Source organism: Paludibaculum fermentans, from assembly GCF_015277775.1.
GTDB classification, from domain to species: Bacteria; Acidobacteriota; Terriglobia; order Bryobacterales; family Bryobacteraceae; genus Paludibaculum; species Paludibaculum fermentans.
Window position 1 is genome coordinate 8,566,224 of the sequence record NZ_CP063849.1, and the last position, 19,482, is coordinate 8,585,705.

A 19,482-nucleotide genomic window follows, 5' to 3' on the forward strand; every position below is an offset into this window, starting at 1 on the left:
GGCTCCGGCCTATTGCATTGCGCGGAATGGGGATGACGCGATCCCCACATACATTGTGTAGTTCAGGGCCCGGCCGTTTCGGTAACCGGGCCACCAGCTTTACTTGCCGTAGCCTTCGGCCTGGAAGGCGTCTTTCAGGGCACCCAGCAGGAGTTGGACATTCTCCGGGCTGGAACCGTAGCCCATCGTGCCGATGCGGAAGACTTTGCCGCCCAACGGCCCGAGACCGCCCGCGATCTCGATGCTATGCTCCGCCATCAATTTCTTGCGGACGTTCATGTCGTTCACGCCGGCAGGAACGAAGGGGGTGTTCAGCGTCCACAGGCGGTGGCCTTCGGCGACCAGCATGCCCACGCCGATCTCCGCCAGTCCGGCGACAAAGGCTTCGTGGTTGGCCTTGTGGCGGGCCCAGCGGTTTTCCAGACCCTCTTCCGTGATGATGGCCAGGGACTCGTGCAGGGCATAGAACATCGAAATGGGCGCCGTGTGGTGGTAGCGGTGGGCGCTCTCGTAGTAGTCCAGCAGGAGTTTGAGGTCCAGATACCAGCTCACCGTCGTCGTTTTGCGGGCCTTCAGCCATTCGAGGGCGCGCGGGGAGCAGGTGATGGGCGCCAGGCCGGGCGGGCACCCCAGCGCTTTCTGGGTGCCGCTATAGGCGATGTCGATTCCGGATTCGTCCACCAGGACCGGCATGCCGCCCAGGCTGGTGACGCAGTCGGCAATGACGAGCGCGCCGGCCTCGTGCGCGGCCTTGCAGATGGCATGGCCGGGCTGGTAGGCGCCGGTGGAGGTTTCCGCCTGGACGAAGGCGACCACGGCCGGCTTGGTGCTGGCGATGAACTCGCGCGCCTCGGCGTCGGTGTAGGTCTCGCCCCAGGGCTTCTCCAACCGCACTACGTCGCCGCCGTGACGGCGCGCCATCTCCGTCAGCCGATCAGAGAAGTAGCCATTCGCGAAGACGGCCACCTTGGCGCCCGGCTCCACGAAGTTGGTCACCGCGCATTCCATGCCGGCGCTGCCGGTGCCCGAGATCACCATGGTGAACTCGTTGGCCGTGCCGAAGCAGGTCTTAAGGCCCCGGCGAATGTCCTCATTCACCTGGAAGAAGAAGGGATCCAGGTGGCCCACAATGGGCTGCCGCATGGCTTCGTAGACGCGCGGATGGACCGGCGACGGCCCGGGTCCGAAGAGCAGCTTCGTGGGTGCTTTGAGTGCGGAGGCTGTGGTGGACATCACTGACCAGTTTATTCTGAATGGTAGGTCTCGTGATCGCACTCCCCGTCGATGCGCTGATCCCCTCGATTCTCGAGTCGCTGCGCACCACCCCGAATCTCGTACTGGAAGCCCCGCCCGGAGCGGGCAAGACCACGCGCGTACCGGCTGCCCTGTTGGGCGCGCTGAAGGGTCAAATCCTGGTGTTGGAGCCGAGGCGTCTGGCGGCCCGTCTGGCGGCCCGGCGGGTCGCGTCGGAACTAGGCGAACAGCCCGGCCAGACGGTCGGGTATCAGGTCAGGTTCGAGCAAGTGGGCGGGCCTTCCACGCGGCTGCGGTTCCTCACCGAAGGCGTGCTGACCCGGCAGCTCCTCTCCGACCCGGACTTGAAGAATGTGGATGCGGTGATCCTGGATGAGTTCCATGAACGGCATCTGGAGGGTGACCTCGCACTAGCGCTGCTGCACCGGTTGCAGCAGACCCGGCGGCCGGATCTGCGGCTGGTGGTGATGTCCGCTACCCTGCACGGCGAGCCGATCTCCGCATTTCTCGGTGGGTGTCCGGTGCTGCGCAGCGACGGCCGGTTATTTGACCTTTTGGTCGGGTATACGCCGCATTCGGCGGATTCGCTGGAGACCCAGGTGGCGGAAGCCGTGGAAGCGCTGGTGAAGGAACAGAGCCAGGGCGACATTCTGGTGTTCCTGCCCGGAGCTGCCGAGATCCGCCGCTGCCAGCGGGCATTGCAGCGCTTTGCGGACCATCGCGGTGTGCTGGTTTTGCCGCTCTATGGCGATCTTTCTCCGCAGGAACAGGATCGCGCCGTCGCGCCCTCTGACCAGCGGAAGGTGATTCTGTCCACGAATGTGGCCGAGTCGTCGATTACGATCGAGGGTGTCCGGGCGGTGGTGGACTCGGGCCTGGCGCGGATCCCCAAAGACAATCCCTGGACCGGCCTGGCGCGCATTGAAATTCAACGGGTTGCGCAGGCGTCCGCCGTGCAGCGGGCCGGCCGTGCGGGGCGCACCGGGCCGGGGCGCGTCATCCGGCTTTACACCAAGGAAGACTTTCTGCGCCGTCCGGCCTACGACACGGCTGAGATCACGCGCCGGGAACTGGCCCAGTTGTGCCTGGACCTGCATGCCGCGGGGTTGCGCAATCCCTTGGATCTGCAGTGGTTGGACTCTCCGCCGGAGGCCGCGCTGGTTGCGGCCGAAGATCTCCTGCACCGGCTGGGGGCGTTGGACGCAAACGGCGCGATCACCCCTTTCGGACGCCGGATCGCCGCCCTGCCGCTGCATCCTCGCCTGGCGGCGTTGGCGATCCACGGCGGAGTCGAAGGCTGTGCCGCTGCCGCGGGATTGGCTGCCGGCAACCGTCCCCAGGCGGCGCAGATCGAAGACCAGCTTCTGCGGCTGACTTCGCCGAAACGAAGCCAGCACGATCCGCTACCCCAGGCGTACCTGCGTGCATTTCCAGACCGCGTGGCCCGCCGCCGCAAGTCCAACGAACTGCTGCTGAGCGGCGGGGCTTCGGCGGTCCTGTTGAACGACAAAGGCGTCGAAACGGCGGAGTTTGTGGTTGCCCTGGATATCGAGGACCGGCCGGACCAGGGGCTCCCGATCGTCCGGCAGGCGTCCCCGATTCAGGCGGACTGGCTGCTGGACCTGTTCCCTGACCGTGTTACGGCGCGCGAAACCGTCACCTGGAACCGCACGGCGGAGCGGGTGGAGGCCGTCAGCGCGCTGCTCTACGACAGCCTGGTACTGGAAGAATCGCGCGGGCAAACCTCTGATTCTGAACAGGCGGCCGCGCTGCTGGCGGCAAAGGCCGTCGAGGCAGGGGTGCACCGGTTTGCCGAGGCGGAGTCCATTCAGCTTTTGAGGAACCGCGCGGCGTTTGCCGGTCTCCCCGATGTCGATCTGGAATCGGCGCTACGCAGGTTGAGCCACGGGTTGAGCTCGTTCCGCGAACTGGAACAGATGACTCGGGACGGCGGCCTGGAGCGCGCCCTGGTGGACGGGCTCGGGCCGAATGCGCAGCGCACGCTGGAGCGGGCGGCTCCGGAATCCATCAAACTGCCGTCGGGCCGCCGCGCCAAAGTGCAATATGCGCCGGGCCAGACCCCGTGGGTCGCCTCCCGCTTACAGGACTTTTTCGGCATGGCTGAGTCGCCTAGAATCGGAGACGGAACGCCGCTGGTGGTGCACCTGTTGGCGCCCAACCGGCGGCCCGTTCAGATGACCCAGGATCTGGCGGGCTTCTGGGAACGCCTGTATCCCCAGGTACGGAAAGAGTTGTCCCGGCGTTATCCAAGGCACTCCTGGCCGGAAAATCCATATAATGTCTATAGAGATTAAGTAATGAAACTCCAAGCCCTTCTCTTCCTGTTGCCGGCGACCCTGCTGGCGCAAGCGCCCAAAGGTATCTGGGACGCTGCGGTGACATCGGAGGGGCAGCCTGTGGCCTTCCGGTTGGAGTTTGCAGGCAGCGTTCCGCTGCGGGGCGCCATCCTGGACGGCGAGAAGAGGATCTGGTCGAGTTCCGGCACTTTTGCCAAGGGTTCGCTGGAGCTGAAGTGGGACTACTTCGACTCCGTCCTGAAGGCGTCAATGGAGAATGGGGTGTTGAAGGGCAGTTACGTCCGCCGCAAGCGAGTGGGCCCGGTGACGCTGCTGTTCACCGCAAAACCGTTCCAATCGCCGGCGCCAAGTACCGCAAAACCGGCTCAGTTTGCCGGCTTGTGGCGGCTGGAGACCGAGGCGAAGCAGGGTGTAAGGGTGATGGACGGCCGGTTCCGGCAGTCGGGCGACCAGGTGACAGGGACGATCCAGCGGATCGATGGCGACTTTGGGACGCTCAGCGGCCAGGTCGACGGGAACCACCTGATCTTGACGCATTTCGACGGGATCCGGGCGACGCGTGTTGAATTCGAGATGCAGGCCGATGGAACGCTGCGCGGGGCGACGACGGGCGGCCCGAAGTTCCGCGGCGTGCGGGCGGAGAAGGCCACTCAAATGGGGATCCCGGAGCCTCCGGATCCGACGCGCTACATCGCGGTCAAGAATCCGGCGGAACCGTTTGCTTTCCAGTTCGACGATCTGGACGGCAAGCCGGTGTCGCTGGCCGATGCGAAGTTCCACGGCAAAGCCGTGATCGTCACTATCACGGGAAGCTGGTGCCCGAACTGCCACGATGAGGCTCCGTTCTTGCTTGACCTTTATCGCAAGTATCATGCAAAGGGCTTGGAGATTGTCTCGTTAGGCTTTGAATATACAGGGGAAATCGAGCGTGACCGGGGGCAACTGAAGGCGTTTGCCCGGCTGTTGAACATCCCCTGGACGGTGCTGTTGGCCGGCACGACGGAGGACGGCGAAGTCCAGCGAAAGCTGCCGCAACTGGCGAGCTTCGGCGCATTCCCGACGACGCTGTTTCTGGGGCGCGACCACCGTGTGGAAGCCGTGCATGCGGGGTTTGCCGGGCCGGCGAATCCGGAAGAACACCGCAAGTTAAAAGAAGAAACGGATTCGTTGGTCCAAAAACTTCTCAAATAAGTCTAAAGAATCGGGGCTCAGCTGCGATGTGTAGGACTTGGGACTCAAAGCCAGAACTGCGACTCGTGTCTCCGCCGCAGAGGCGGCCTTGGAACTGCGGGCGGATCAGGACCTGGCGCATCGAAGCCGCGTCTCCAGCGTAGCCCAGGTCTTCTGTGTGGCTCTGCTGGGGTTGGGCGGAGACTACTACCGCGATCTTCCTGTTTCCTTCTCCCTGCTGGCTGTGTGGATGCTGGCGTTCATGCTGATGCGGATCCGGCTCACCCTGCGGCGGCCGGATGCAACTGCTTCCTATAGCGAATTCCAGCTGCTGCTTCAGGCCAATGTGGTGGGGACTGCCTGTGGTTGGGGCGCGTTCTTCGGCCTGGCCGTGTACTCCTACCCGGTGGGGTCGTGGAACTCCAACTTTGCGTTGCTGATGATGCTGGGCATCGGCTCCGGTTCCATTGCGACGCTCATCTCACACTATGATCTGCTGCGGCTGAATCTGGTGGCTTACTCGCTGCCCGTGATTCTGATGCTGGTGCTCGATTCCGGACAGCGCGGCATTGTGCTGGCCTGCGGAATTCTCGCTTACAGCCTCTTCATGATCTGGCAGGGCCGCAATCTGAACCGGTGCTATTGGGCTGGCTTGCACGATCATGCACTTCTGAAAGTGAAGGTCCAGGAACTGGAGCAGGCGCGGCTGGAGGCGGAACGGGCGAACCGGGCCAAGAGCGAGTTTCTGGCGAACATGAGCCATGAGCTGCGGACGCCGATGAACGGCATCCTCGGCATGACGGGGCTGACTCTGGATACCGAACTGACGGCCGACCAGCGCGACTATCTGGAGATGGTGCAGACTTCAGGGAATGCGCTGCTGCGGCTGCTGAACGAAGTGCTGGATCTTTCGAGGATTGAAGCGGGGCACCTCGAACTCTTCGAGGATGCGTTCGAGCTGCCTGTCCTGGTGGATGAGGTCCGGCGGATGTTCGCGGTGCAGGCGCACCAGCGCGGCCTCGAGTTCCACTTCAAGATCGGGCCTGACGTGCCGCGCATGCTCATCGGCGATGCGGGGCGGCTGCGCCAGGTGCTGATCAACCTGATCGGGAATGCCCTAAAGTTCACAGCCCAGGGCGGGATCTTCGTTGATGTCGTGATGACGGATGCGGACGGGCAAACTGCCGCCGACGCCCTGACGGTTGAGTTTTCCGTAAGGGACACCGGCCTGGGGATTCCCCTCGAAATGCAGGATGCGGTCTTCCGCTCGTTCGTGCAGGTGGATGGCTCACTACGGCGGCAGCATGGCGGTGCGGGCCTTGGCCTGGCGATCTGCTCGAAGCTCGTGGAACTGATGGGCGGGACCATTACGCTGGATTCCACCCCTCAAACGGGTTCAACGTTCCGATTCAGTGCGAAGCTCCGCCGGGTGGCCAGCGGAGCGGCGGAAGCGTCCGTCCAGATGCCGATCTCCGCCTGAGTCGGCCCCACTTTGAAATCACCTCGCCAAGCGGGCGCGGGTGCTCACTTCGCCTCTGGCGGCGACGGAAGCGCGGCCGTACGCTGCGCCACGGGGGCCAGCGGCGGCAGACCATTCTCGGCGGCATTCAGATAGAACAGGGCCACGGCGCTGACGTCCTGGCGCTGGTACATGTTCACCCAACTGTCCGCTGGCGCCGGATCCGCGGCGAGGATATAGCCGTCAGGCTTATCCATCAAGGGGACGAGTTCGCCGCCCACATCGATGCTCACCGGCCGGATGGCCGCGCCGCGTTCGAGCAACTTCACCACATTCGCCTTGCTGTCGCCGCCCATCTGCTGGAGTGTAACGCGCAGGCCGGTGTGGAAGTAGACGGGATCGGGCACATGGTAACGGTAGAACGCATACTGCCGGGTTTCCTTGTCACCGACGGTGCTGCCCATGAAGCGGGTCTGGTAGAGCCCCTGGCCCCAGCCGGTGCCGATGTAGTCCTCCGTGCCGGTTCCGGCGATGGTGGGCTGGGCCGTGTCGCCATCCAGGAACATCTTGACCTCGCCCTCGCCCCACCAGCCGGTGAGATCGGGAGCGGCGATCACGCCGACATGTGTGCCGAGGAAGCGGCCCTCGCCCTTCACCTGCGGCAGGATTTCGAAGTCGTGGCCGAGCTGCGTGGGCTGCTCGCGGCGCCAGATGGCGTGGAAGTAGAGAGCCTCCGGATCGGGTTTCGCCGTGGCGAGGAAATCGACGTCGTAGAAGAGATGCTTCACCAGGTGGCCCGATTCGTTGGTGAGTGTAATGCGGGCGCCGGTGCGGAACGGCATGGGTATATAGCAGTTGAACGAGCGGCCCTCGGGGTTGACGAAGAACTCATTCTCCAATTTGACGGCGCGGCCATGGATGGCTCCGAAGAAGTCTCCGAAGGGGACCGAGACGGCCGGGGTCTTGGCGCCATCCCAGTACATTTCCAGCTTCAGGGTGCGCAGCGTGGCGGGATCGCGATCGGAGATGGTGATCCAGATGCGGCGGACGCTGCCGCTGCCCTGGACGTCGAGCAGGGTCTTGGTTTCTCCGGCGGCCAGCGGCTGAAACGGCCGGCCTTTGGCGCCCTTGTTCTCGAGGCCGGCCTGACCCTTGGCCGCTTTGGGGTTTTCGAAGGTAGCCCAGCGCGTCTGAGCGGCGGGCTGCCTGCGATAGAGTTCCTGGGCCTGGCTGGTGAACGACAGGACGATCATTACGGCAGCAAGGGGTTTCATGCGAACGCAAGTGTACCACTGCTGTTTTGCAGGCGGCCAAGCAGGCAGCGTGACGCCGAAGTCCTGAATCGTCCGCCGCTTCCGGATAATCCTACGAGACTGTGACCCCTCGACCACTCCTGCACCTGGAAGGCGCCGCCGTGTTTGCGTTCAGCCTCTTCGCCTATCACTCGAATCACGGCAGTTGGAGCCTGTTCGCGCTGCTCTTTCTGGCACCCGATCTCTCGATGCTCGGCTATCTGGCCAACGCCCGGACCGGAGCCTCTGCCTACAATGCGTTCCACACCTATGTGGGTCCCCTGCTGCTGCTTTTGTACTCCATTGGGGCCGGCCGGCCCATGCTCTTGCCGTTGGCATTCATCTGGCTCGCGCATCTCGGCTTTGACCGGATGCTGGGTTACGGGCTGAAGTATCCGACTCACTTCAAGGACACGCACCTGAGCCCGGACCGGCACACATTCAACACGACCGTACTTCAGGCTGTGGCGAAGACGGAGTAGCGGGTGGTGCGGCGGAAGCCGAGGCGGCGGTAGAGGTCGAGTCCGGCGGGGGAGGACTGCAGGACCAGTGGGCCGCGCACACCGCGCTGCCGCATGTCGGCGACGGCGTGGCGCATGACGGCTTCCCCCATGCCGCGTCCGCGCCAGGAGGGCAAGGTGGCTACCGAGTAGATGCCCAGGGCTCCGGCGGCCTCGATGACGGCGGTGCTGGTGACGGCATAGCCGTCGAAGTAGCCGAGCCAGATCTCCAGCGGCGCATGCCAGGGCTCGCCCGATTCATAGATCCGCTGCGAAATGGCGGTGGGAATGTGGAAGCACTGCGAGACGACGCGGGAGAAGTCGGAGCGGGTGGTGCGATCCTCTACTTTGCGGTACTCCAGTGGGGGCAGTTCGCGACGTGGAGCGGGCATCTCGTCCGTCTCCATGCCCGGCGATTCGGCGATGCAGATGAGGCCGGCGTTCTCGAAGGTCTTCAGGACGCGGCGGGCCGTGCGGGCGCCGAGAAAGTCCTCGCAAACCCAGAATGACCACTGGCGCTGCTTCGCGGCGTAGTGCGCCTCGGCGATGCGGATGCGGCGCTCCATCTCGCCTTCCAGATCGGAGACGGGATCCGTCAGCAGGGCGATGTTGAAGACGGAGTAAGTCACGGGAGAGGTGATGAGTTTCACGCCTCCGCGCATCTCCCACGGACCGTAGAAAGAGAGAGAGGCGGACAGGTTGCCCGCGTTGCGTTCCCAGCCTCTCATAGAAGACTCATCGGGTCGACATCCACCACCAGCGCCGTGGCCGGCCACTTGTCGTCCAGGGCGTGCTGGCGCAGGCACTTCAACAGCTCATTCAGTTTGGGACGCGAGATGGCTTTGATCAAGGTCTGATAGCGGAATTCGTTCTTGAGGCGCGGGACGGGCGCCTCGGCCGGGCCGAGCACCTTGATCCCCTCTTCCGGCATGCCCAGCAGGTTGGCGATCTGGCCGCTCATGCGCAGGGCGTCCTCCTGCTTCTCCGCGCGCACGACGATGTTGGCCATGGCGCAGAAGGGCGGGTAGCGCATGAGGCGGCGGAACTGCAGCTCCTTCTCATAGAACTTGCCGAAATCCTGTTCGGCGGCGCAGCGGATGGCGTAGTGATCCGGATTGATGGTCTGGATCAGGACCGTGCCGGGCAGCGAGTGGCGGCCGGCGCGGCCCGCGACCTGGGTGAGCAGTTGGAAGGCCCGTTCAGCGGAGCGGAAGTCGGGCATGGCCAGCCCGATATCGCCGGACACGACGCCCACGAGCGTGACGTTCGGGATGTCGTGGCCCTTGGCAATCATTTGCGTCCCGACGAGGATATCGTAATTGCCCTCCCGAAATCCGCCGAGGATTTGCTCATAACGATTTTTTCCGGTGACCGTATCGCGATCGAGGCGGGCAATGCGGGCGCGCGGCAGGTGGCGGTGGAGCTCGTCCTCGACCTTCTCACTGCCGCTGCCCAGAAAGTAGATGTGCTCGCTGCCGCAATGAGGGCAGACCTGCGGCACCCGCTGGGCGAAGTTGCAGTAGTGGCACAGCAGGCGGTTGTCGCGGCGATGGAAGGTGAGGGCGACGGCGCAGTTGACACACTGGACGCGTTCTCCGCACGAGCGGCAGGCGACCGAGGCCGAGAAGCCGCGCCGGTTCATCAGCAGCACCGTCTGCTCGCCGCTCTCGATCTTGGCGCCGATGGCTTCGATCAGTTTGCGGGAGAAGAGGCCGTTCTGGCGGGTCTCCAGGAACTCCTCGCGCATGTCGATGAGTTCGACCGTGGGCATGGGGCGGTCGCCGACGCGGACCGGCAGTTCCAGCAGGCGGCTCTTGCCGCGCTCGACGTTGTAGCGGCTCTCCAGGCTGGGCGTGGCGGAGCCGAGCACCACCACCGCCTTGGCTTCACGGGCGCGGACGATGGCGACGTCGCGGCCGTTGTAGCGCGGCGTCTCTTCCTGTTTGTAGCTCTGGTCGTGCTCTTCGTCGACGATAATCAGGCCCAGGTTGGCGACGGGGGCGAAGACGGCGGAACGGGTGCCGACCCCAACCTTGGCCAGGCCGCTGCGCAGGCGGCGCCACTGCTCGGCGCGTTCACTGTCGTTGAAGGCGGAGTGGAGGATGGCGACCTGGTCGCCGAAGCGCGAGTGGAACTGGCCCGCCATGGCGGGGGTGAGGGCAATTTCGGGGACCAGGAGGAGGGCTCCGCGGTCGAGCTGGAGGGCGGCCTCGATGGCGCTGAGGTAGACCTCGGTTTTGCCTGAGCCGGTGACGCCGCGCAGGAGGAACGTCTGGTAGTGGTGGGCGTCCAGCGCCTTGCGGATCTCGTCGTAGGCGGCCTGCTGCTCGGGGTTCAGGTCGTGGCGGGGCTTTGCCCAGGAGGTGTCGGCGGTGAGGGCCTCGGGCTTGAGAATCAACAGGTTGCGGCGAGCCATGGCGCGCGCAGCCTGGGAGGCGCCCTTGACCAGGAGCTCCAGTTCCTCCAGATTGTGGGTGCCGGGGTGGAGTTCGAGATAGGCGACGAGTTCGCGTTCCTGCTTGGTGAGTTTGACCTCGGCCGGGCGTCCCTGGAATTCGACACGCAGGCGGGCGGCGGGGGCGCGCATGGGGTCGCGTTCGGCCAGGTTCTGCTCGAGTTCGATCAGCCCTTTCTTCTCCAGGCTTTTCAGGAGCTTTTTGGCTCCGGGGAACTTGCGCTCGAGGGTGGTTTCCGAGAGGGCACGCTGTTCCAGCAGGCGCAAGAGGTCGACGGCGGTGTCGTTGCCGGGTTCGCCGATGAGGAGTTGCCGGATGACGGAGTGGCCTTTGTCGGTGAGGGCCCAGACGCGGGTGCGGCGGACCTCGCCGGTGAGCGGAGCCATGCTGCGCAGGACCTCGCCCAGGGGAGCGCAATAGTAGTCGGCTACCCACCGGCCGAGGGCCAGAAGTTTCTCTTCCAGAACGGGTTCCGCGTCGAGTAGGCGCAGGGCTTCCTTGGCGGTGACGGAGGGCGGATCGTTATGGGCGCGGAGGATCACGCCGGTGAGTTTGCGGGAGCCGAAGGGTACGATGATGCGGCACCCGGGCGCTACGCGATGGCGCAGCGTTTCGGGCAAACGATAGGTAAAAGGCCGATCGATAGGAACGGGCAGGCTGACGTCGATGTATTCAAAAAAGGTCGGCACGCAGTAACCTTTGGCACGGGCAACGGCTCTTTCATTGTTGCAGGAGCTGTTCCATGAAAACTTTCATCACTCTTTTTGTGTGTGTTCTGATGCTTGCGGGCGTTGCCCTGGCAGCCGCCATCGACGGCCAGTGGGTTTCCGAGCGCAAGATGAATCGTAATGGCGAAGAGATGACCATTACGCAAACGTTTGACCTGAAGTCCGACGGAGCCAAGCTGACGGGCAGCATCGCCATGAAGATGGGCGACAACGAGCCCCGTACCAGCGAAATCAAGGACGGCAAGATCGACGGCAACAAGTTCTCGTTCACCGTGGTGATGACCACGCCGAACGGTGAGATGAAGACGGCCTATGAGGGCACGGTCGAAGGCGACAGCCTGAAGGGCACCGCAGCGCGCGAAGGCGGCCAGGCTCGTCCGTTCGAAGCGAAGAAGAAGTAGTCCGGGCAGCGAAAGTTTCGCAAACAGAAGCGGCGCACCGGCCTGAGGGCTGGGGCGCCGCTTTTCTGCGTTGGAGGGGCGAGTTGGCCGCACCAATCCATGCCGGTTCTCCCGGTTCCGCCGTATTGCCCAGGGCGCATGAACCGGGGAAACAAACTGCCGCCGGATCCGCGGGGTGCTCCTGCCGCCCACTATCGTTTTCGCTCTATTGCTCGTTTCTCTGCGGCTGCTGGTGGCTTGGCGGTCACGGCCTGAGATTCGACAGGGTTCACCACGAGGCGCAGCAGGCGATCCTGCTCCGCATATGCTGGGATATAGACTGGCCGGAACGTCTTCTTCAGGACTCCCGATGCGTCGTAGGCAGTCACCCGATAGTATCGATCCCGGGTCGTAGCCGCCTTGTCGGGATCGAAGAGTCTGGGGATCCCTCTGCTCTCGTCGTCGAAGTTGGATGGTTTGTTCCCGAATGGGAAGATCTCATCCCAGGGACCGCTGGCGGAATTCGATCGATATATACGCAGCCTTCGAATGCCGGTCTGCGTGATCGCGACGATAACCGAGTTGATGTTTCCATCATTTGAGCCGTCGAGATCGTTGTCCGAATTTATCTCTGTTGTGACGGACACCCAGAACGGGGCGGCCTTGGAGTCGAGTGGCGAAAGCGGCGGCGGCAGTTCGACGTGGGCCTGGAAATAGTAGACGCCGATCTTGTCGATGGGGAGGGTCATTTGCAGCGTGTGGCTGCCGTCGTGCGCGGCAGCATCACCGTTCAGGCCATCGTCGTGCATGGCGCCGAGCGTGGAGAGGGTTTTGCCCGCTTCATCGGACAATCGAAGGACGACGGATCGAGGTGGTGACTCGGATTTGACCCGGGCCACGATTCTGGTGGATGCCCGGCCTGCGTTGCGAGGCGCGCTATCGGGGCTGATGGTAAGGTCCACACTCGCGGGCTGCCCTAAAAGGGAAACAGCCATCAAAAATATCGGTACGGAAAAGCGAGATAAAGCCACTGCGCGCATCGTAGATAAAATTGTCACGTGCGTCAATGGTACGAAGCGTATACTCCGTGGTTTCGTGGGGGGGCGGGGAAGAACCTGCGCTATTCCCCGTGGATTTCCCGCACACTCTCTTCCAATTCCCGCGGATTGACCGTGGCCGTGCCCAGTTTGCCGACCGCGACTCCGCTGGCGTGGTTGGCCAGTTCGGCGGCTTCCGCGGGCGAGGCTCCGGCGGCGAGGCCCAGTGTGAAGACGGCGATGGCGGTGTCTCCGGCTCCGGAGACGTCGAAGACTTCGCGGGCCCGGGTGGGGGTGTGATAGACCGCTTCGCCCTGATGGAGCAGCAGCATGCCCTGCTCGCCCATGGTGAGCAGGACCATCTCCGTACCCCAGCGCCGCAGCAGTTCAGTTCCTGCCGCCTCCGGCTCCGCTTCGTCTCCTAACCCCGACGCCGCGCGGGCCTCCTTCAGGTTCGGCTTCACGGCTGTGACGCCCTGCCACGGCAGCGGATTCTTCGGGCTGGGATCGACAGTGATGATCTTGCCCTTGGCAAGACGGCACAAGCCCTGGGCGACCTCGGGCGTGAGGAAGCCCTTGGCATAGTCGGAGAGCAGCAGGGCGTCGCAGCGGCTGAGGGCGTCTTCCAGGCGGGCGAGCAGGTCGCGGGCCTGGCGTTCGTCGGGCTTGAGGCGCGATTCGCGGTCGATGCGGACCACCTGCTGATGGCGGGCGACGACGCGTGTTTTGACGATGGTGCGGCGGTTCGGGTCTTCCAGGATGCAGGTGGAGTCGATGCCGGCGTCGCGCAGGAGGCCGGTGAGGCGTTCGCCTGCGGGATCGGCTCCGGTGAGTCCGGCGACGCTGACGCCCGGGGTGAACTCGCGTAGGTTGCGGGCGACGTTGGCGGCTCCGCCGGCGTAAAAGGACTCGCCGGTGACCTCGACGACGGGCACGGGCGCCTCGGGCGAGATGCGGGCGACATTGCCCCAGACGAACTCATCCAGCATCAGGTCCCCGGCGACCAGGACCCGGAGATCCGCGAAACGGCGGATCAATTCATTAGCGCGGCGGGCGTTCAACATCCAGATTCCAGTATCCTATGCAGGCAGAATCAGTATCCTATGCAGGCAGAATCCAGTTGCTCTGCAGGCGGTGCACACGGGCCTTGCGCGGGCCCTGGTTTAGTGTAAGAATTTACACTGAAAGCCAACATGCGCACCGTGGTCCATTGGGATGGCGACCGGTTCTTCGCCTCCATCGAGCAGGCTGCCGATAAGCGGCTGCGGAGCAGGCCTGTGGCCGTGGGCGGCGCGCGGCGCGGGGTGGTGCTGTCGGCGAGCGTGGAGGCCCGGCGGCTGGGCATTCGTCCCGGCTGGCCGATGGCGCGGGCGCGGCGGGCGGTGCCGGCCCTGGTGGTGCTGCCGGCGCATTTCGATCTCTACGAACGATTTTTCGACCAGATTCTGGGGCTGTGCCGTGAGACGACTCCGCTGGTGGAGCCGGCTGAGGTGGGCGCGGCATGGCTGGACCTGACCGGAGCGGAGCGCTGGAACCGGCAGGACGCCGAGCATGTGATTACGAAACTGCGCGGCACGGTGCACGAGTGGCTGCGGGTGTCGATTTCAGCGGGTATCGCCAGCAACAAGATGGTGGCGCGGATTGCGGCGCGGCTGCGCAAGCCGGGCGCGCAGATGGTGGTGCCACCGGGGACGGAGCGTGTGTTCCTGGCTCCGCTGCCGCTGCGGATCTTGCCCGGGCTGGAGATGGGCTCCCTGGACGCGCTGGAGGTGGCGGGGCTGCGCACCATCGGGCAGTTCGCGGGCGCGCCCATCGATGCGCTGGCGACGGTGCTGGGCCGCGGGGCGCTGCCGCTGCTGCGCCGGGCGCAGGGCGTTTCGGAGGAGCCTGTCGGCCGCAAGCGGGTGTCGGAGCCGGGGTGGAGCGAGTTTCTCGAATTTCCGGAAGACGTATGGGAGGAGCCGGTGCTGCTGGCGACGTTGCGGCGCATGCTGGAGCGGCTGATGGCCCAGGTGCGCGCGGCTGGTGTGGAGGTGCGGCGGTTGGCGCTGGAAGTGCGGTATACGGATCACGAAGAGTCGCGGAAGAGTATGGAACTGGCGGAGCCGACGGCGCTGGAGAGCGAGACATTCGCGCTGTTGCCGGGGCTGCTGGAAGGGGCGTGGACGCGGCGGGTGCGGCTGCGGGCGCTGACGTTGAAGGCGGGCCGCGTCTATCGGCCCTCGCCGCAGATGGACCTGTTTGCGCCGGATTCCACCCGGCGCGAGCATGACTTGAAACTGGCTGCGATTGTCGACCGCCTGCGGCGGGAACACGGCGCCTCGATTGTGCGCCGCGGCGACGAACTGCAGTTGAAAACGGCATGACGGCCGAGACGATACCGGGCGCGCGGGTGGGGCATGCGGTGTTCGGGCACGGCACGGTGGTGCGGGCGTGGAGCGAGCGGGTGGAGATCCGCTTCGACTCGTTTGGCGCGCTGACGCTGCCGCGGCGGACGCATCCGCTGGTGGTGGTGAGTACGCCGGAGCCCGAAGGCGCGCAGGTGGATCAGCGGGTGCTGAACGAGATCCGCGCGGCGGTGCAGGCGGAACGGCAGGCGGGAGCGCGGCCGGTGGAGTGCGAGGTGGAAGAGGTCTACCGGGACGGCCCGCTGTGGTGCCTGCGCGTGGTGTCGGACGAACTGGATGTGTCGTTGGAAGGGGCGCGGGCGTGGTGGCCGGATCCTGGCAAGGGCGCGGCGGAGATCGTCTCGATCCTGCCGGAAGAGGGCGTGCTGTGGCTGCGCGGCCCCAGTGCAGCGGTGCCGTGCGCGGGCCGCAAGATCTACCTGTACCCACCGGAGTTCCTGCAGAAGCTGTCCGACTTGTGGCAGGACAAGAACTGGTCGGCGCAGGCGCTGGAGTGGTATGAGGCGATGCGGGCGGGTGCGAATCCGGCCGGCGGTGAAGGGTTGGAGGATGCCCCCTATCCCTGGCTGAGGCGGGCGCAGCGGCGAGCCTTCGCGCTGCCGCGGTGGCGGTTTTCGCTGCTGCACGGGCCGCCGGGTACGGGCAAGACCACGACGCTGGGGGCGCTGCTGGCGCAGTTCCTCATCCAGCGGCCGGAGGGGCGTGTGCTGCTGGTGGCGAATACGAACGCCGCGGTGGACCTGGCGCTGCTGGCCGTGGACAAGCAGTTGGAGCAGCGCGGCGAGCGTCCGGTGTGCCAGCGCATCGGAACGAACTTCGATACCGCGCAGTATGTGACGCGGCCGCACCTGCTGCCGGCGCACAGCCTGCACCTGCTGGACTCGCTGGCTAAGTTGGAGGCGCAGTCGGCCGATCCGGCGGACGGGCCGACGTATGCGAACTGGAAGGACGCGGTGGGCAAGGTGCGGTCGAAGCTGCGGACGCGGATCCTGGCGGCCTTGAAGCGGGCGCGGCTGGCGGCGATGACGACGGCCCGGGCGCTGATGGGCGTGCAGGATTTGAAGGACACGGGCGCGTACGACCTGATCGTCTTCGACGAAGCGAGCCAGGTGAGCCTGGCGCATGCGCTGGCGCTGCTGCCGCTGGCACGGAGGGCGCTGTTTGCCGGGGATCCCAGGCAACTGGCTCCGGTGGTGAAGGCGTCGGCGTCGAACGGGCCGGCGGCGCGCTGGCTGGGCCGGACGGCGTTCGATGTGGTGGAGCAGGGCGAGGCAACCGAGTTCCTGGACGAGCAGTCACGCATGGCAGAGCCCATCTGCCGGCTGGTGAGCGAGGCGTTCTATGAGGGACGGCTGCGGGTGGCGGGCGATGCGCTGGCCAGTCCGCTGTGGCATGCCGAGCGGGCCGGACACGAGTTGCGGGTGACGCCGGTGCGGAGCCAGGCATTGTGGTCGCCGCTCTATCAGGGGCTGGTGCGGGAAGAGTCCGCGCGGGCGATTGCGGAGCTGGTGCCGCGGTTGTTGCTCGACACACGGCCCTCGCAGATCGCGGTGGTGACTCCGTATCGCGCGCAGCGGGCATTGATCGAGCATCTGCTGCGGCGGCAGGGCTGTGGCGGTGTACTCATCACGACGGCGCACGCGGTGCAGGGCAGCGAGCGTCACACCATCCTGTTCGATCCCGTGGACGCGGCGGGCCGGTTTCTGAGCCGCGAGGATCTGGGGCCGCGGCTGATCAACGTGGCCTTGAGCCGGGCGCAGGCGCGGCTGCTGCTGTTCCTGTCGGATTCTGACTGGAAGAACCCGGCGCTGGCCGGAGCGCAGGGCTACCTGGCGGCCCAGTAGGCGCGGTGGCCCAGGTAGTCGGGATCCGGCAGATTGCCCAGGATCACGCGGCGCAGCTCCAGGATGTCCACTTCGCCCTGCTTCTGGTAGAGCACCTTGCCGCCGGGCGCCAGCAGGACGGTGTAGGGGACGCCGGCCTCCCACTTGGCATCGAAGGCGGCCTGCATGGCGTAGGTATCTTCGGAGGCGAACTGCAGGTTGGTGCTGGACGCGTGCTGTTTCTCCAGGGCCTTGATGACGCCGGCGCGCTCATCGGGCAGGTTGGTGGCGACGGTGACGAGGTTGAAGTCGCGGCCGCGGTACATGCGGAAGGTGGTCTCCAGGGCGGGGAACTCGCTGATGCAGGGTCCGCACCAGGTGGCCCAGAAGTTGACGAGCACCACTTTGTCGGTGGCGTTAGCGCGCAATTTCCTGAGGTCGTCGATGCTGGCGGCGGTGATGGTGACGGACTCCGCTTCGATCTTCTTCATCTCCTCCACCTGGCTGGCGTGCTTGGAGCGCCACTTGGTGGAACAGCCGAAGACGGGCGTGTGCGGCACGGCGACGGGCTTGCCGGCGAGCATGGCGTCGAGCGCGTTGCGCAGATCCTGGATCTTGACGAGAGACTCGCGCTGGCTGTTGTCGATGCGGCCTTCATAGCGCAGCTTGCGTTCGGCATCGAAGACGAAGACGTGCGGCGTGGCCTTGGGTCCGTAGGCCTCGGCCACGGCTTGTGTCTCGCCGTCATTGAGGTAAGGAAAGTTGAACTGGCGGTAGGCGGCACGGAGCTGCATGTCTTCGAAGGTGTCGCCGACATCGGTGTAGCCGAGTTCGTTGAGGCGCACGGCATCGGCCGCGTTGGGCTGGATGGCGACGAAGGTGACGCCCTTGCCGGAGTAGTCGCTGACCAGTTTCTTAATACGGCCTTCGTAGAGTTGGGCCGTGGGGCAGTGGTTGCAGGTGAAGACGATGGCCAGGATCGGGCTGGACGAGTACTCGCTGAGCTGGTGCGTCCTGCCGTCGATGCCGGGCAGGGAGAAGTTGGGCGCTGGAGAACCGATAGCCAGCGTGCGGTGAGTGTCTTCCTCGCCGCAGGCCAAAGCGGCCGCGGCCAGGCTCAGGAGGACGAAGGCGGAGCATCTCGACATGGGCTCATCTCCTCGGGTAATGGGTACAGCCTATCGCGGATCGGGCCGCCAGTTGAAGGATAATCGTCACCATGATTCTTGCACTCCTTTTGCTGTGGAGCCAGGCCGCCGCGGCGCCGCCCGGTGTGGTGATCGATCATCATCCCGGGAAGACGCAGCAATACATTGGATCGCCGTCCATCGCGATTGGGCCCGGCGGGGCGTATGTGGCGTCGCACGACTTCTTCGGCAAGGGATCGACGCAATCGACGTCGGCGGTGTCGCGCGTGTTCCGCTCCACGGATCGGGGCAAGACGTGGACGAAGACGGCCGAGTTTTCTGATCAGTTCTGGTCGAACCTGTTCATGCACCGCGGGCAGCTTTACCTGATGGGGACGACCTATGAGTACGGGCGGATCGTGATCCGCAAGTCGGTGGATGGGGGCGTGACGTGGAGCGCTCCGGCGTTCCTCACGGAGGATACGGGCTACCACACGGCTCCGGTGCCGATGGCGGAAAAGGGCGGCCGGTTGTGGCGCGGCTTCGAGTTTCATCCGCAGGGCAAGTGGGGCTTCTTCGAGGCGTTCCTGATCTCGGCGCCGCTCAAGTCGGACCTGATGGATCCCAAGAGTTGGACGAAGACGGAGCGCCTGCGGTATCCGAAGGAACTGGCCGGAGAAGGGGACCACTGGCTGGAAGGCAACGCGATCGTCGACCGCAAGGGCGAGATGCTGGACATACTGCGCGTTGCCAATCTGGAGAAGGCCGCGATTGTGAAGCTGAAGGGCGGAAAGTTCGAGTTTGAAGGACTGGTGCCATTCCCAGGCGGCGCGAAGAAGTTCACCATCCGCTGGGATAAGAAGAGCAAACGCTACTGGACGCTGTCGAACCCGGCGCTGGAAAAGTACGAGCGGTCGGCCAAGGATCCGGCATCAGTGCGGAATACGCTGGCGCTGATGTCATCTCCGGACCTGCGGCACTGGACGGTGGAGAGGATCGTGCTGTCGCATCCGGATGTGGAGAAGCACGCGTTCCAGTATGTCGACTGGCAATTCGATGGCGACGATCTCATCGTGGCGTCGCGTACGGCGTTCGACGACGAGGAGGGTGGAGCACCGCGCGGGCATGACGCGAACTTCCTGACCTTTCACCGCGTGGAGAAGTTCCGCACAAATCCGAAGTGAGCCGGACGGTGGAGTTCGTACAAATCAACGCGTCGACGAAGCAGGACCGGCATGGGGTGACCGGCCAGGTGAAGGACGCCATTGTCGCCGCCGGCGGCTGGGTGACCGGCTTCCAGCAATTCTCGAATGTTTCGGTGTGCATCCAGTTCGAGATGGCGGCGGCGTGCATGGCCCCGCTGGTTGCGCGGCTGGAGGGTCTGGGCATGCAGTTCTCTGAAGCGTCGCGGCGGCTGCCCGGCGAACTGGCAGCGAAGCCGGAGGCCGAGTTGATGGGGACGTTCCAGCTCACGTTCTTCCACTCGGATCCGGACGAGCGCATGATCGTACCGGCGGTGCCGGGCTGAGG

Annotated in this window: 16 protein-coding genes; 9 read left to right on the plus strand and 7 right to left on the minus strand. The window is 65.0% G+C overall.

The annotated features are described in order from the left end of the window. Positions 1-99: 99 nt before the first annotated feature. On the minus strand, positions 100-1,233 hold the full coding sequence (locus IRI77_RS34015) for a pyridoxal-phosphate-dependent aminotransferase family protein (protein ID WP_194449375.1): 1,134 nt from the start codon (positions 1,231-1,233) through the stop codon (positions 100-102). A 32-nt stretch (positions 1,234-1,265) separates the two neighbouring features. Between IRI77_RS34015 and IRI77_RS34020 the strand changes: the two genes are divergently transcribed. The 3 genes from IRI77_RS34020 to IRI77_RS34030 all read left to right on the plus strand — a co-directional run bounded on the left by IRI77_RS34020 (position 1,266) and on the right by IRI77_RS34030 (position 6,222). Beyond that, on the plus strand, positions 1,266-3,569 hold the full coding sequence (locus IRI77_RS34020; RefSeq protein WP_228486465.1) for an ATP-dependent RNA helicase: 2,304 nt from the start codon (positions 1,266-1,268) through the stop codon (positions 3,567-3,569). 3 nt (positions 3,570-3,572) lie between these two features. Continuing rightward, on the plus strand, positions 3,573-4,763 hold the full coding sequence (locus IRI77_RS34025; RefSeq protein WP_194449377.1) for a TlpA disulfide reductase family protein: 1,191 nt from the start codon (positions 3,573-3,575) through the stop codon (positions 4,761-4,763). 88 nt (positions 4,764-4,851) lie between these two features. After that, complete coding sequence (locus IRI77_RS34030; RefSeq protein ID WP_194449378.1) at positions 4,852-6,222, plus strand: ATP-binding protein; 1,371 nt, start codon at positions 4,852-4,854, stop codon at positions 6,220-6,222. A 44-nt stretch (positions 6,223-6,266) separates the two neighbouring features. Here the strand turns inward: IRI77_RS34030 and IRI77_RS34035 are convergent, their stop codons facing one another. Further along, positions 6,267-7,475, minus strand: coding sequence for a glycoside hydrolase family 172 protein (locus IRI77_RS34035; RefSeq protein WP_194449379.1), 1,209 nt, complete (start codon positions 7,473-7,475; stop codon positions 6,267-6,269). 101 nt (positions 7,476-7,576) lie between these two features. Here IRI77_RS34035 and IRI77_RS34040 point away from each other — a divergent pair, with 101 nt between their 5' ends. Continuing rightward, a complete protein-coding gene (locus IRI77_RS34040; RefSeq protein WP_194449380.1) occupies positions 7,577-7,975 on the plus strand; it encodes a DUF4260 domain-containing protein in 399 nt (132 codons plus the stop codon). On the opposite strand, the gene IRI77_RS34045 is transcribed toward IRI77_RS34040, so the two are convergent. Beyond that, positions 7,951-8,721 carry a GNAT family N-acetyltransferase gene (locus tag IRI77_RS34045; protein ID WP_194449381.1) on the minus strand — a complete coding sequence of 257 codons (771 nt, stop codon included), beginning with the start codon at positions 8,719-8,721 and terminating at the stop codon, positions 7,951-7,953. The genes IRI77_RS34040 and IRI77_RS34045 overlap by 25 nt on opposite strands. Continuing rightward, entirely contained in the window at positions 8,718-11,138 is a 2,421-nt protein-coding gene (priA, locus tag IRI77_RS34050) for a primosomal protein N' (protein WP_194449382.1), read from the minus strand. Before priA ends, IRI77_RS34045 begins: the two co-directional genes overlap by 4 nt. Before the next feature lie 53 nt (positions 11,139-11,191). On the opposite strand from priA, the gene IRI77_RS34055 reads away from it, so the two are divergent. After that, the gene (locus IRI77_RS34055) at positions 11,192-11,578 is read left to right on the plus strand and encodes a hypothetical protein (protein WP_194449383.1); all 387 of its coding nucleotides are present in this window, start codon (positions 11,192-11,194) and stop codon (positions 11,576-11,578) included. Between the two features lie 191 nt (positions 11,579-11,769). Here IRI77_RS34055 and IRI77_RS34060 read toward each other — a convergent pair whose 3' ends face one another. Continuing rightward, a complete protein-coding gene (locus IRI77_RS34060) occupies positions 11,770-12,597 on the minus strand; it encodes a hypothetical protein (RefSeq protein WP_194449384.1) in 828 nt (275 codons plus the stop codon). Between the two features lie 80 nt (positions 12,598-12,677). After that, entirely contained in the window at positions 12,678-13,658 is a 981-nt protein-coding gene (locus IRI77_RS34065; protein ID WP_194449385.1) for a bifunctional heptose 7-phosphate kinase/heptose 1-phosphate adenyltransferase, read from the minus strand. Positions 13,659-13,787: 129 nt separating this feature from the next. Here IRI77_RS34065 and IRI77_RS34070 point away from each other — a divergent pair, with 129 nt between their 5' ends. Further along, positions 13,788-14,960, plus strand: coding sequence for a DNA polymerase Y family protein (locus IRI77_RS34070; protein WP_194449386.1), 1,173 nt, complete (start codon positions 13,788-13,790; stop codon positions 14,958-14,960). Further along, a complete protein-coding gene (locus IRI77_RS34075; protein ID WP_194449387.1) occupies positions 14,957-16,846 on the plus strand; it encodes a DEAD/DEAH box helicase in 1,890 nt (629 codons plus the stop codon). The genes IRI77_RS34070 and IRI77_RS34075 overlap by 4 nt, the downstream gene beginning before the upstream one ends. Here the strand turns inward: IRI77_RS34075 and IRI77_RS34080 are convergent. Then, positions 16,828-17,973, minus strand: a complete 1,146-nt coding sequence (locus tag IRI77_RS34080; RefSeq protein WP_194449388.1) for a redoxin domain-containing protein — start codon at positions 17,971-17,973, stop codon at positions 16,828-16,830. The genes IRI77_RS34075 and IRI77_RS34080 overlap by 19 nt on opposite strands. A 71-nt stretch (positions 17,974-18,044) precedes the next feature. Here IRI77_RS34080 and IRI77_RS34085 point away from each other — a divergent pair, with 71 nt between their 5' ends. Continuing rightward, a complete protein-coding gene (locus IRI77_RS34085) occupies positions 18,045-19,136 on the plus strand; it encodes a sialidase family protein (protein ID WP_194449389.1) in 1,092 nt (363 codons plus the stop codon). Continuing rightward, the gene (locus tag IRI77_RS34090; RefSeq protein WP_194449390.1) at positions 19,133-19,480 is read left to right on the plus strand and encodes a hypothetical protein; all 348 of its coding nucleotides are present in this window, start codon (positions 19,133-19,135) and stop codon (positions 19,478-19,480) included. Before IRI77_RS34085 ends, IRI77_RS34090 begins: the two co-directional genes overlap by 4 nt. The last annotated feature ends 2 nt before the right edge of the window (positions 19,481-19,482 follow it).